The organism is Dorea sp. (assembly GCF_977044405.1).
Genome location: NZ_CDRRQK010000030.1, coordinates 16,597 through 30,561, shown reverse-complemented (window position 1 = coordinate 30,561; position 13,965 = coordinate 16,597). Strand labels below are relative to the sequence as shown.

The 13,965-nt window shown below is 41.8% G+C and carries 10 protein-coding genes and 2 pseudogenes; 11 read left to right on the top strand and 1 reads right to left on the bottom strand.

What is annotated here, in order from left to right; genetic code table 11:
- From ACWJAF_RS12125 to ACWJAF_RS12115, 3 genes and pseudogenes are all read left to right on the top strand, one after another.
- Positions 1 to 169, top strand: a pseudogene (locus tag ACWJAF_RS12125) (DNA-binding protein); the annotation flags it as partial.
- A gap of 117 nt (positions 170 to 286) precedes the next feature.
- A pseudogene (locus tag ACWJAF_RS12120) lies at positions 287 to 376 on the top strand (4Fe-4S binding protein); the annotation flags it as partial.
- A gap of 236 nt (positions 377 to 612) precedes the next feature.
- Positions 613 to 1,941 (top strand): MATE family efflux transporter, encoded by a 1,329-nt coding sequence (locus tag ACWJAF_RS12115; RefSeq protein ID WP_448864244.1) that lies wholly within the window; start codon positions 613 to 615, stop codon positions 1,939 to 1,941.
- A gap of 25 nt (positions 1,942 to 1,966) precedes the next feature.
- Here ACWJAF_RS12115 and ACWJAF_RS12110 read toward each other — a convergent pair whose 3' ends face one another.
- Complete coding sequence (locus tag ACWJAF_RS12110; protein WP_448864249.1) at positions 1,967 to 2,197, bottom strand: PucR family transcriptional regulator; 231 nt, start codon at positions 2,195 to 2,197, stop codon at positions 1,967 to 1,969.
- 345 nt (positions 2,198 to 2,542) lie between these two features.
- Here ACWJAF_RS12110 and ACWJAF_RS12105 point away from each other — a divergent pair, with 345 nt between their 5' ends.
- The 8 genes from ACWJAF_RS12105 (at position 2,543) to ACWJAF_RS12070 (ending at position 13,955) form a co-directional block, all read left to right on the top strand.
- Positions 2,543 to 3,442 carry a DegV family protein gene (locus tag ACWJAF_RS12105; protein ID WP_448864242.1) on the top strand — a complete coding sequence of 300 codons (900 nt, stop codon included), beginning with the start codon at positions 2,543 to 2,545 and terminating at the stop codon, positions 3,440 to 3,442.
- Positions 3,443 to 3,833: 391 nt separating this feature from the next.
- A complete protein-coding gene (locus ACWJAF_RS12100; RefSeq protein ID WP_448864240.1) occupies positions 3,834 to 5,318 on the top strand; it encodes a TIGR02677 family protein in 1,485 nt (494 codons plus the stop codon).
- Positions 5,315 to 6,460, top strand: coding sequence for a TIGR02678 family protein (locus tag ACWJAF_RS12095; RefSeq protein WP_448864238.1), 1,146 nt, complete (start codon positions 5,315 to 5,317; stop codon positions 6,458 to 6,460). Before ACWJAF_RS12100 ends, ACWJAF_RS12095 begins: the two co-directional genes overlap by 4 nt.
- A complete protein-coding gene (locus tag ACWJAF_RS12090) occupies positions 6,453 to 10,562 on the top strand; it encodes a TIGR02680 family protein (RefSeq protein ID WP_448864236.1) in 4,110 nt (1,369 codons plus the stop codon). The genes ACWJAF_RS12095 and ACWJAF_RS12090 overlap by 8 nt, the downstream gene beginning before the upstream one ends.
- A gap of 123 nt (positions 10,563 to 10,685) precedes the next feature.
- Positions 10,686 to 11,984 (top strand): TIGR02679 domain-containing protein, encoded by a 1,299-nt coding sequence (locus tag ACWJAF_RS12085; RefSeq protein WP_448864233.1) that lies wholly within the window; start codon positions 10,686 to 10,688, stop codon positions 11,982 to 11,984.
- A 94-nt stretch (positions 11,985 to 12,078) separates the two neighbouring features.
- Positions 12,079 to 12,435, top strand: a complete 357-nt coding sequence (locus ACWJAF_RS12080) for a type II toxin-antitoxin system RelE/ParE family toxin (RefSeq protein ID WP_448864231.1) — start codon at positions 12,079 to 12,081, stop codon at positions 12,433 to 12,435.
- A 29-nt stretch (positions 12,436 to 12,464) separates the two neighbouring features.
- Positions 12,465 to 12,719, top strand: coding sequence for a helix-turn-helix domain-containing protein (locus ACWJAF_RS12075; RefSeq protein ID WP_448864247.1), 255 nt, complete (start codon positions 12,465 to 12,467; stop codon positions 12,717 to 12,719).
- A 243-nt stretch (positions 12,720 to 12,962) separates the two neighbouring features.
- Positions 12,963 to 13,955: a helix-turn-helix transcriptional regulator gene (locus ACWJAF_RS12070; RefSeq protein WP_448864229.1), complete on the top strand. Its 993-nt coding sequence runs from the start codon at positions 12,963 to 12,965 to the stop codon at positions 13,953 to 13,955.
- The last annotated feature ends 10 nt before the right edge of the window (positions 13,956 to 13,965 follow it).

Genomic DNA, 13,965 nt, shown 5'->3' with positions numbered 1-13,965 from the left:
AATTAAGCTTTTTGGAGGTGTTTCAGGAGATGCAGATGAGGCGGTAAATGCACTTATCAATGAAACACTTGATTACAATCCAGAGGTAAAGTGTTCTCATCATGAGCACAACCACGAGGAAGGACATACATGTGGTGAGCATGGATGCGGAAGTCACAGCTGTCACTAAGAAGAATAGAAAATAATAATATAAAAGGATGTGTCAAGGTAATGGAGAAGTTATCTTAACACATCCTTTTGTGTTACTTTTCCATTTTCTTACTTGCTATATGTTATTGTATCTCGGTGTCCTGTCACGGTATTCCTCAAGCCGATGAGTTATTTTTCATTTTTACGTGTCCATTGTGATGAGAGTAAATGTATTCATTGTGACAAAAGCTTGCCCAGCAAAGGCGCTGCACTAGGTAAAATGGATGTGTAGTGATGGAACAGGGAAACGTGGAGTGCGAAAGGCAAGTAATTTTTTGTCAGAAAAGCCTGTTTTTTTGTTGCCTGCATTTCCAGACATACAGGACTTGTGGAGGAATTGGGTAAATTTGCATTTTGCATTTAAAAGATATAAAATGAATGTCTACGGAAAGAGAATAAGTAAATTTACGGAGGAGTTAGTGAATGTCAAAAGATGAATATTTAATTACAGATGCGCCTCTTAAAGCGCTGACTGTTTTTGCAATGCCTATGATTTTAGGCAGCTTTTTTCAACAAGTATATAATATGGCTGATTCTATTATCGTTGGTCAGTTTGTTGGCTCATCTGCACTTGCGGCAGTCGGTGCCTGTGCTGCACTTACGAATGTCTTCATTTGTATAGCATTGGGGGCCGGCGTAGGTGCAGGTGTACTTGTGAGCCGTTATTTTGGAGCCAGAGATTATAGTAAAATGAAAACAATTGTGTCAACATCATTGATCAGTTTCCTGATTCTAAGCATACTGCTGGGTGTCTTTGGATTTTGTTTTTCCCATTCGATGATGAGTTTATTACAGACACCTGCGGATATACTGGGGGAAGCAGTACTGTATCTCCGTGTTTATTTTGTGGGATTTCCATTTCTGTTTATGTATAACATCCTTTCAACAATGTTCACTTCAATCGGTGAATCCAAGATTCCATTGGGACTTTTGATATTTTCTTCTGTTTTGAACATTTTTATGGATCTCTGGATGGTGGCGGGACTTGGTTTGGGAGTATTTGGTGCAGCACTTGCAACGCTCATTGCACAGGGAATTTCAGCCGTGTTTTCACTTTTGATCTTCTTTAGCCGGATGCGCCGGTATAAAAGTCACTTTGACTGGTTTGACAGGCATGAATTGTATTCCATGCTGCGGATTGCTGTACCTTCGGTTCTGCAGCAGTCTACAGTGTCAATCGGTATGATGATCGTACAGGCAGTTGTAAATCCATTCGGTACACAGGCACTTGCAGGTTATGCGGCAACGATGAGAGTAGAGAATGTCTTTTCATTGATATTTGTATCTATCGGAAATGCAGTCTCACCGTATGTTTCCCAGAATCTTGGCGCAAAGAAAATGGATCGTATCAAAAAGGGATATCATGCGGCACTGGTGTTAGATCTGTGTTTTGCAATCCTTGCTTTTGTAGTCATTGAAACACTGCATACGCAGATTTCTTCATTATTCCTGGGGAAAGATGGATCCGCCTTAGCATATCAGGTGTCAGGGGATTATATGAGATGGATCGGTTACTTTTTCATTTTCATGGGTATCAAGATGGCAACCGATGGAGTACTTCGTGGACTTGGAATCATGCGCCCGTTTCTCATCGCCAATATGGTAAACCTTGCGATCCGCCTGGCGATTGCTTTGATTTTTGCACCCCGGTTTGGCATTGCATTTGTCTGGCTTGCTGTACCGGCTGGCTGGTTTGCAAATTTTCTGATTTCCTATGTGGCACTTAACAGATGTAAAGTGTTCTCATCATGAGCACAGCCATGAGGAAGGGCATACTTTAATTCATTAAAATGAAGTGATTTAAATATAGTGCAAGATGCAGATTCAAACGGGCAGAAGCATTTTGCAGATCAACATGTAACAGTTCTTCAATTCTTGTGATGCGGTATTTAATCGTATTTCGATGCGTATAAGCAGCATCAGCGGTATGTAGAATATTGCAGTTATTTTGTAAATAAAGAGATAATGTTTCAACTAACCGGGTGTGGTTATCTGCGTCATAGTGGATAAGCGCACCCAGTTGGGTTTCTACGAAAGATTCATAGAGCTGTGTCTGATTTAAATCAGAAAACAGTTGGCAGAGTCCAAGCTGGTTGTAGCACAGATGTTGATGGTTAGTCGGAACATTCAGTTCGTCCAGTGTCTTATAATAGTCCTCGACACCCGGAAGCTGCGGCTATGCCTTTTCCTTAAAAAGAATAAAATTTTAAGAAAGTATGAAGCATAGTTATATACACTTGAGATACCCTGTGTTATACTGTTCTACGTTTTCAAGAATGTAGTATTGAAAACTACATGTAAAACGTATGAGAAATTTATTTTTACAAAATATATAAGTAGAGAGGTAATGAATATGCAGAAGAAAGTGCAGATTATCAGTGACGGATCGTTGGATCTTTCGCAGGAGATCACAAAAGAGCATGATATTGAGGTTGTGCCATTCTATGTGTCTTTTGATAGTGAGACATATCAGAAGGAAATGGTGGAATTAGGAGTCAGAGATTTTTATAACGAAATGGTGGGACACCCGGATGTATTTCCGAAGTCTTCCATGCCATCGGTGGATGATTTCTATCAGGTGTTCAAAAAAAGCGCAAAAGAGCAGATCCCGGTTATCTGTATCTGCATTACCCGCAAATTCAGCGGTTCACTGCAGTCGGCAACTGTCGCAAAGGAAATGATTGAAGAAGAGTATCCGGATGCAAAGATTACGCTGATTGACTCAACGGTGAATACAGTACTGCAGGGCCTTTTCGTGTTAGAAGCATGCAGACTGCGTGATATGGGATTGGGATATGAAGAAATTGTGGAGAAAATTCTGCCGATACGTGAGACGGGACGAATCTTCTTTACGATCGGAAGCATTGATTATCTGAGACATGGTGGACGAATCGGGAAACTGGCCGGGATAGCTGCCGGCGCACTGGGGATAAAACCGATGATTACATTAAAAGAAGGGGAAATCTTCAGTTCTGGACTGGCAAGAAACCGTATCAAATCTATGAAAAAAGTTGTAGATATGACGAAAAATTATCTGGATGAGATTGATGCAAAACCTGATGAATATGATTTTTGTATCGGCTATGGTTATGACTATGATGAGGCAGTCAGATTCCGTGAGATGATAAAGGACCTGATAAAAGAACGGCTTGGAATCGATGAGATTGGAATCTACCAGATCGGAGCAACGATTGGTGTGCATACAGGACCGTATCCGCTTGGTGTCGGAATTATTAAGAGGGCAGAAGTTTAAGTAGCTGAAAAGGTTGAATGGAGAGATGGCGGAGAGAGGCCGATGCCCATAATCAGCGAAAATAGAATATGGATAGATAAAGATACCTGAGAAGAAAAATCTTTTTGGGTATTTTTTTGTATGGCTGGTAATTTTATACCACACCTGATGTTATAAACTATAGACATAAAAGGGAAAACAGATCATTTATTTTCAAAGAATGGAGGAACTGGCAATGAAAGGTTTTAACACAGGTGACGGTTATATGGGAATGGTAGATGGCGAATATATCTTATTTGCCAGCGAAGCGGATTATTATGATTATGTGAATGATTAAAAAACAGGAAATATGTGGAATATATTTCCAACGCATGTGCTATACTGAACTTAATTAACCAGAAGGAGAAGTTCTATGCAGGTATCAGACAAATTAATTAAGCCGCTGACAGAAGCAAAATATTTAAATGCCGACAACGTAAGCAGATACCGCTGTATCATGCGTATCTTTTTCGAGCATTATGAGAAATTAAAATACTGGCTGTATCAGGAAGAAGTCTATGAAGAAATGATACAGGACCCGCTTTTTGCGGATTATAGACCGGAACAGTGCCAGCAGGATCTCACCATGCTGACAGAGTGGAAGAACCTTAATACGATCCAGGATACAAAAAAGGTCGCATCCATCGAAGAATTCAAGAACAAAAAGTACCGGTATCAGATGACAGAGTACAGTGTGGAGATAGAGCGTCTGGTGATCCGGTTAGAGAATCTGTTCATCGAGGGAGCATCATTAGAACCGACACTTCTGGAGCGCATAAGGAGAAGTGTAGAGCATTTTCAAGACATGGCAGGAAAAGATAAGAATGAAGTATACACATGGTGGACAGATCTGAATAATGATTTTGTCCGGCTGAATCAGAATTATCAGGATTATATCAGGGATTTGAACAGCGTCCGGGCGGAAGAGATGATGCATACGAAAGAATTCCTGGTGTTCAAGGACCGGCTGATTGAATATCTGCGAAGCTTCATTAAAGGACTGCAGAGAAATGTCGGAGTGATCGAAGAAAATCTGCGTTTACAGAACGAAGAACTGAAAAAGCAGGTATTTGAAAAAGTTATAGATTATGAATTGTCAATTCCGCGTATGGAGATAGAAGTCTCGAAAGAAATGATAGAGCAGAAAGTCCAGGGACGATATCAGAGCATCTATGACTGGTTCGTGGGAAATGAAGGACAGGAGAATGAAGCGGGAAAACTTTTTGATGCCACCAATGATATCATCCGAAGGATTACAAGATACGCTGCACAGTTGAGCGAAAAGAATGCACTGGGTGCGAATAGAAAAGAGGAATACCGGAAAGTAGCAGAATTGTTCCTACGGTGTCAGGACGTGGAAGAGGCGCATAAGATGTCGGCGATGGTATTCGGCATGGAATGTCCGCAGCATCTGGCAGGAGATCTGATCCGTGAGACAGACAGCATGAACATCGGAGTCTATGAAGAGCAGCCAATGGAGATTACGCTGAAACCGAGAGTGCGTACATACAGAGAAAAATCCAGAAGAAGTGCCATCCATGAATCGGCAGAACAGAAGCAGGAAACAAGACGTAAAATGCTTGAGAAGCAGAAAGAAGAGACGGAAAAACTGCGGGCGCTGGAAGTGGATGGAAAGATACATTTCGATAAACTGCCGGTACTGGAACCAAGAATCAGGGAGATTCTTCTGAAATGGCTGTCGGATGCCATGGAATCGGCCGACTTTTCAGCAAGGACGGATGATGGAAGAAGCTATATACTAGATAGAAGTCAGGAGAAAGAAATTTGTGTGGTGCATTGTGAAGATGGAAATTTCACCATGCCGAAGCTGACACTTGTATTTCAGGAGGATGCATGATGAAGGAATTGGAAGTTCTTTTAAATAAGAGATGGATCTTAAAGTCCAGAGACAAAGAAACGTATTACAAAATAAGAGATGCACTTGGCGAACTGCGGAAATTCACTACCGAGAAGATGGGATGTCAGATCATTGATAATTCTCTTCTGATCAAGATGGAGAAGATTCCGGTAATCCCGGAAAGCTTCATGGGCATCCAGAAATTTTCGTCAAAAGAAGAATATGCTTATCTATGTATCCTGCTGATGTTTCTGGAAGACAGGGATGCGCAGGAGCAGTTTATCCTGTCACAGCTGACGGAATATATCACGGCAAACCTACCGGGAGAAATTTCGGACTGGACTTTGTATACGAATCGGAGAAAACTGATCCGTGTGCTGAGATTTGCTGTAGATCAAGGAATAGTCGATGTCACAGACGGAAAAGATGAAGCATTCATGGATGATGAGGCCGGAGAAGTACTTTATGAAAATACAGGTGCATCCAGATACTTTATGAAGAATTTTTCGAAGGATATTATGGAGTATACGAAACCGGAAGATTTTCAGGAAAGTGACTGGTTCGAAGTGGACGAAGACCGTGGATTTGCAAGAAGACACAGAGTCTACAAAAGACTGATCTTTGCGCCGGGCATGTATAAAGAAGATGGATCGCCGGAAGATTTTGAATATCTGAAGTATTATGGACGGAGATTGAGCGAAGAACTGGAACAGATCTTCGACTGTCAGGTGCACATTCACAGGGGAAGTGCGTATCTGTTATCCGGGGATGACTGTAGAATGGGAACGGTATTTCCGGGTAATAATTCAATATCCGATATTTTACTTCTGTGTTTTGGCGAAATACGAAAGAAGATTGAGAATGAGGAATGGAAGACGGCAGCGGATGAAAGTTGTCTTACAGACCGGATCGAGTTCGAAAATCTGATAAAAGAAGTGAAACAGGAATATGGAAGTGGATTTTCAAAAAATTATCGTGAGATGCCGGAAGGTGAATTTGTAAAAAGTGTGATCAATGAGATGGAAGTGTGGATGTTTATAAGGAAAGATGAGGCGGATCATCAGATTAGGATCTGTCCGCTTACAGGAAAGATTCAGGGAAGTTATCCGGAGGATTATACGGGAGGAAGAAATGATGAATAGTAGATGGCAGGCAAATAAGATCGGACTGATTAATTTCTGGTATTATGATGAACAGGAATTCCCGTTTGTAAAGGGAAGGATGCTTCTTCGGGGATCGAATGGATCGGGAAAATCCGTAACCATGCAGAGCGTGGTACCGCTTCTTCTGGATGGCAATATGAGCCCGGAACGACTGGATCCATTTGGCTCCAGAGACCGTAAGATGAGCAGTTACCTTCTGGAAGAAGATGACGGACGCGAGGAGCGGACCGGTTATCTTTATCTGGAATTCAAAAGGCAGGACACGGACACATATCTTACGATAGGAATGGGAATCCGTGCAAGGAGAGGAAAGAATCTGGACAAGTGGTATTTTAGTCTGACGGACGGAAGACGGGTAGGCAAAGATTTTTATTTATATAAGGAGACGGGAGAAAAGGTTACACTTTCCAAAAAAGAACTGGAGAACAGGATTGGGACAGGCGGCCGTGTTATTGACAGACAGGCCGATTATATGGAATATGTGAACCGTCAGATCTTCGGATTCGAGACGGTAGAAGAATATAAAGAAATGGTTGATCTTCTGATCCAGCTTCGAACACCAAAGCTTTCCAAGGATTTCAAACCATCCGTGATCAATGATATTCTGAGTGATTCACTTCAGCCATTATCGGATGATGACCTGCGACCGATGTCGGAGGCAATTGAAAATATGGATACCATGAACATGAATCTGAAGAACAGAAAAGAAGCAAAACAGGCGGCAGAGAAGATTCAGGCAGTATTTTCAAAATATAATCAGAAATTATTATATGAAAAAGCAGACCGGTATGAACAGGCAGAAATCAAATTAGAAAATGCAAAGACACAGCAGAAAGAGCAGAAGAAGAAATTATCCGAGTGCAGACAGAACATCGAGAAGCTGCAGGCAGAACATCAGGAACTGGATGCAAAACATGAGTCCATGGAAAAAGAACGGGAATCCCTGAATAAAAGTGATGCCGTAGCATTAAAACGAAGAGAAGCAGAACTCACCACAGAATTAGAAGGACAGCAGAAAAATCTAAGAGAAAAGCAGCATTTTCTTGAACTGAAACAGGATCAGTATCAGGATGCACAGAATCAGATCAAAGCAGAAGAAGACCGGAAGTATGAGAAAGAAAAAGAACTGAAAGAACTCATAGAAGAGATGCAGGACGAGGCAGATACCATGGCCTTCGAAGAACATGCATTTATGAAAGAAGAACTGGAAAAGCATCCGGAAGAACCATATAAGTTCGAATTACATCAGCAGCAATTTGATCATACGAAAGAAAAAATCAATGAAGGAACGGAAATCCTTGCAGAGACGGATCGTCTGGAAAGACAGAAAGACGACCTGATCAAAGAAAGAGAAAAAAAGATCCGTGAACTGGATACGCTTCAGAGAAAAGTATCAGAACTGGAGGCTGTGTTTGTACAGACACAGAATGAATGGAAAGAAGCTCTATATCAGTGGAATGGTGCGAATCGGGAACTGGTACTGGAAAAAGAATTACTAAGAGAATTAAGCACATTTGCAGAGTCTTATGAGGAGACATCTGATTTTGCAGAGGTTCGTCAGAAGATTGCAGATGTGTGGATCGGGAAAAATGCGGATGTTGAATCTGGGATTTCTGCGAACAGGGCAGAGAAAGAAACAGCAGAAAAAGAACTAGAAGAAGTAAAAGCAGAACTGACGGAATGGGAGAATCAGAAAGAACCACAGCCGGAGCGCTCGGAAGCGGTCATCCGCAACCGTCAGAGATTGGATGCACTTGGAATTCCGTACCAGGAGTTCTATAAGGTTATAGAGTTTGGAAACAATCTGAAAGAAGAAGAGTGTAACCATCTGGAAGAAGCATTATTGAAAATGGGAATTTTAGATGCGCTGGTGATTGATGAACAATACAAAGAGCAGGTTCTGCATTTGGAACAGGGATGTGAAGATCGTTACCTGTTTAGCTGTAAAAATGATCAGAAAGATATCCAGTTGGAGAGCAGTTTGTTAGATGTACTGGAACTGAATGAAGAAGTCAATGACATTTTCTCCAATCAGCGGCTGACGGGAATTCTTGGAAGTATTGCATATGATAACGAAAGTATGATTACGGTCGCAGAAGACGGTACCTACCGGATGGGAGTACTTGCAGGAACGGTAACCGGAGAATATGAGGCCGGATTTCTTGGGACAAAGGCCCGTGAAAGACACAGACAGGCAAAGATGGAAGCCTGCAGACAGAGAATCGTAGAGCTGGAAGAAGTATTGCAGCAACTGGAAGAAATGTATCGGAAGTTATCCGAAAGGAAGGTCACTCTCAGACGGGAGTATGAGAATCTTCCAAAAGATACAGATATGCGGGAAGCCCTTCAGATGATGCGTGCGGAGGAACGGGCATGTGAACAGATCAGAAGGGAAAGTGATAAATTAGAAGAGAGGATCCGTGAACTGATCGAAATATTAAAAGATAAGAAAAAGAAAGCACTGGAAATTGCGGATTCTCTGTATCTGACCTGTTCTTATGAAATATTCAAAGAAGCAAAAAGTGCAGCGGAAGAATATGGAAAGCATCTAATCAGTCTGATTGCAGCGCATGAAATGTTCCTCAGAAGCCTGGAGTATCTGAAAGAGAGGAGAGAACATCTGGAGGATCTGGACGCGGATATGGAACAGATCCGGTATGATCTGTTCGAGATTCAGAAAGAACTCCGGAGAAAGACGGAAGAACAGACATCTATACAGGAACAATTACGTCTGACAGATTATGAAGAAATCAAAGACCGTCTGGATGCATGCATCAAGTGGCTTCAGGAATATCCGGAAAGACTGCGCATATGTGTAAGCAGACAGACGCATGAAGAAGACGAAGTCGGACAGCTGATCCTGCGTCTGGAAGAGGGCCGGAAGAGAATTGAAGAATACGAAAAGAAGACGGCATATTTTTCAGAATGCTATGAGCGGGAGAAGAGTCTGCACTATGTGGAAATACCGGAAGAGATACCGGATGATGCCGGACATGTACGGAGCTATCTGGAGTCTGACGTGAAAGCACTGGATAAAGACAGTGTGATCCGTGATCTGAATAAAGTATATTTTGAAAACAGAGGATTTCTGACCGATTATCAGCTGATGCAGAATGAATTATTTGCAGAAGCAGAGCAGACAGAATTCCCGGCAAAACGACTGGATATTTCGGCCAGATACCAAGGGGTAAAGATATCATTTTCAAGTCTCCTTACACATCTGGAAGAAGACATTGAAGAACTGGAGAATCTGATCAAAGACGGTGACAGGGAACTGTTCGAAGACATTCTTGCCAATACGGTAAGCCGGAAGATCCGTGGAAAGATCAATGCATCCAACACATGGGTACAGAAGATGAATTCCCTGATGAATGGGATGAACACATCCAGCGGTCTGAAACTCAGCCTCAGATGGAGAAGTAAGACGGCAGAACAGGAAGACCAACTGGATACAAAAGAACTGGTGGACCTGTTAAAGAAAGATTATCGTCTGATGAGCGAAGAAGAAGCCTCCCGGCTGTCGGCACATTTCCGTTCAAAAGTAGCAGAAGCGAGAAGGAATGCAAGAGACAGTGCCGGAATGATATCCTTCTATCAGATTATGAAAGATACACTGGATTACCGTAAATGGTTTGAATTCCAGCTGTTTTCACAGAAGAACGGAGAACGTCAGAAAGAACTGACGAACAGTGTATTCGGAACCTTCAGTGGCGGAGAAAAAGCGATGTCCATGTATGTACCGTTATTCTCTGCGGTTGTAGCGAAGTATCAGGGAGGCAGAGAAGATGCACCAAGACTGATCTCGCTGGATGAAGCATTTGCCGGAGTGGACAATAAGAATATCCGCGATATGTTCCGCCTGATGACAGAGTTCGGATTTGACTTTATCATTAACTCGCAGGTTCTGTGGGGTGACTGTGATACACTGGATGCACTGGCGATCTATCAGCTGATCCGCCCGGGCAATGCAAAATTCGTGACGGTTATGCCGTATCTGTGGAATGGAAAGAAGAAAGAATTGTTGGAACGTGAAGAGGAAGTAGAGCAGAGAGGAAGAGAGATTAGACAGACAGTAGAATAGAGGGAAGACAAGATTAGACAGGCAGAAAAATAAAAAGGTACCAGAATCAGACAGATAGCAGAAAAGGGAAAGCAGGATAGTTGAAAAATACAGTTAGGGATATGGAGAAAAGGTTAAACGGCGATGTGTGAGAGTAATCAAGAAAAACTTGAGATAATAAAAAAAGAATGTCTGGAATATTTCCACCAAAGTCCAGTTTGGAAAAAGGTTCTGAAAGGGTTCCGCAAAAAATATAGTTCTTATGGAAGGTTCGGTGGAAAAGTAGTTCTAAAGAATCTGAAATCACAGGACATCGAAGAACTGGAGGGTTTCTTTGGTAAGTCTTTTCATGGGCAGAAAAGTGTAACAGTGTCTGCAGAGAAATTCCGGCAGGCACTGGAAGCAAGCCGTTATAAAACTATTACACCAGAGTGTCTGCTGGAGAACTTTTTTGAAGAACCCTTGCGTGGAAAACAGGAACAGAAACTTTTGAGAGAACGGGAAAAAGAGAAAATCTGGCAGAAGTTTTTGAAAGACTATAAAGGAACTGAGATAGAGAAGGCGGCAGAATTACTGAGGAATATTGTCAAAGACAGTGACAGTCAGGAACTTGCAGAATGGGATCGTGCGCTGCGGTTTGGAGCAAAAATGTACAATCATTTGCCATATCGCCAAAGTGATAAGTTGTATCTGGCTGTATTTGCAGCCATGCTGACGGGAAATCCACATGCATTTGACAATGGAACTGCAGCAGGAAATTTCCTGTATCAGATTATACAGATGGATCTGGAAATCAGAGAAATTAAGATAGAGTCCTCGAAGATATTTCCAGCTTATAAGCGTCAGAAAAGTTATCTGACGGCCGGAATTATGCTGGATAATATATCAAATTACGCGATGCTGTATCAGGTACAGGCAGTAAAAAAAGACGGAATTTTGCATAAAGGCATGGAAGGATTTGTGAGTGAGCAGCATATCGTGCAGGTTCCGCTTGCGGTGATTACAGAGTGGGAGTCGCTTCATTGTCCACAAGATGAGATCTACATTGTGGAAAATCCGTCTGTTTTTGCGGTATTGTGTGGAAAAGAGAAAGCAGGAAACACTAGAAGAGCATATATGTGTATGAATGGACAGCCAAGACTGGCAGGTCTGATGGTGTTGGATCTATTTGCAAAGTCTGGAATCCGGGTATATTATGCGGGCGACCTTGACCCGGAAGGAATACTGATCGCACAGAAATTATCACAGTATTATAAGGGGGAATTTCATTACTGGCATATGGAAACGGCGGATTACGAGAAGTGCAGGTCAGCGGAAGTGATATCGCCGAAGCGTATGAAGATACTGGAGCGGATTACGGATGAGAGATTGAAGCCAGTGGTGGAAAGGATCGAAGAGTATGGGACTGCCGGGTATCAGGAGATGTTGGTGGAGGAGATGTGATTATTGCTAGTTGCTTTGAACAGAAAGTGAATTGAGACAGAAACTAAATTGACAATATGGCATATATACCATATAATATTACAAAGGAGAAGAGATGACAAAGTTTGAAGTTGTATTATACGAAAAGGCAAATGGAGAATGTCCAGTAGAAGAGTTCATTACATCTCTTGACATGAAAATGCAGGCTAAAATGATTGGTTTGTTGGAATTATTAGAGGAAAAAGGAAATCAACTTAGAGAACCTTACAGTAAATCGATAGATGATGGAATATTTGAACTTCGATGTAAAGTAGGAAATAATATAACCAGAATACTATATTTCTTTTATTATGAGGGAAAGATAATACTTACAAATGGATTCGTAAAAAAGACACAAAAAACGCCAGCGGAAGAAATAAAACTCGCAAAAGAACGCAGATCAGACTTTAAGGAAAGGATGGGAAAAGCATGAAAACATTGCAAGAATTGAAAAAGAAACAAATGGAGAATCCGGAATTTGTAAAGGAATATGAAGCAATTCAACCAGAAATGGATGTTATCAGAGCTATTCTAGATGCGAGAACATCGCAGAATATTACACAAAAGGAACTTGCAGAGAGAACAGGCATTAATCAGGCGGATATCAGCAAACTCGAAAATGGTACCAGGAATCCTTCAATCAATTTGCTTAAAAGACTGGCTGAGGGAATGGGAATGGTGCTTAAAATAGAATTTGTACCGAAGAAAAATGCGTGAGAAAAATTAAATATATAATAATATATAGCATTTAATAAGGAAGAATAAAAAGTAACTTAGATAATGAATGAAAAGAAGAGGTCATAGAAATATGGCTTCTTTTTATATGTTATATGTCTGGGTATACAAGAAAAGCTGTTGGCGGTAAGTTCTCAGCGTTGTAATATGTTCGAAAGAAACGTGTACAATAAACTTCCCATGTATGCTATACTTTACCTATATCACGAAAAGGGGAATTCTTTTATGCCAAAAGGAACGAATCAGAAATTAAAATTATACCGTCTCGCACAGATCATGCTGGAAAATACAGACGACGAACACTACATTACTATGCCAGAAATCATGGAAGAACTGGGAAAATACGAAGTGACCGCAGATCGCAAAACAATTTACGCAGATCTGCGAGATCTGTCTGTGCTTGGAATAGAAGTAGAAGGGGAACCAATCGGCAATCGCTATCATTACCGCGTAGTCAACCGCCCATTCGAACTGCCGGAATTAAAGCTTCTGGTAGATTCCATCCAGTCTTCCAAATTCATCACAGAGAAGAAGACCAACACACTGATAAAAAAGCTGGAAAAGCTGGTCAGCAAATACGATGCACAGAGGCTGCAGCGACAGGTGTATGTATCCGGAAGAATTAAGACGATGAATGAAAGCATCTATTATACTGTCGATGCAATCCACAATGCGATTTCTGAAAATAAGAAGATCAAGTTCCAGTATTTCCAGTGGAATGTGAAGAAAGAGATGGAATTGCGTCACGGAGGAGCATGGTATCATATCAGCCCGTGGGGATTGTCCTGGGATGATGAGAATTATTATATGATCGGATATGATGCAGAGGCACAGATGATCAAGCATTACCGGGTGGACAAGATGCTGCATATCCGGATGTCGGGCGAATCCCGCGAGGGAAAAGAATACTTCAAGAAGCTGGATATGGCAGATTATGCCAAGAAGAGTTTCGGAATGTTCAGGGGAAAGGAAACGTCTGTAAAGATGCTGGTAAATAACAGCCTTGCGGGCGTGATCATTGACCGGTTCGGGAAAGATGTGATGATGATTCCGGAAGACGAGGATCATTTCCGGGTGAATGTGGACGTGCATGTGAGCAAACAGTTCCTGGGATGGGTGTTCTCGCTGGGGGAAGCAGTTAAGATCATTGGACCGGATGAGGTTGTGGAGCAGATGAAGGGAGAGGCCCGGAGGCTTATGGAGCAGTATGGGGAGTAGGAAATGGATT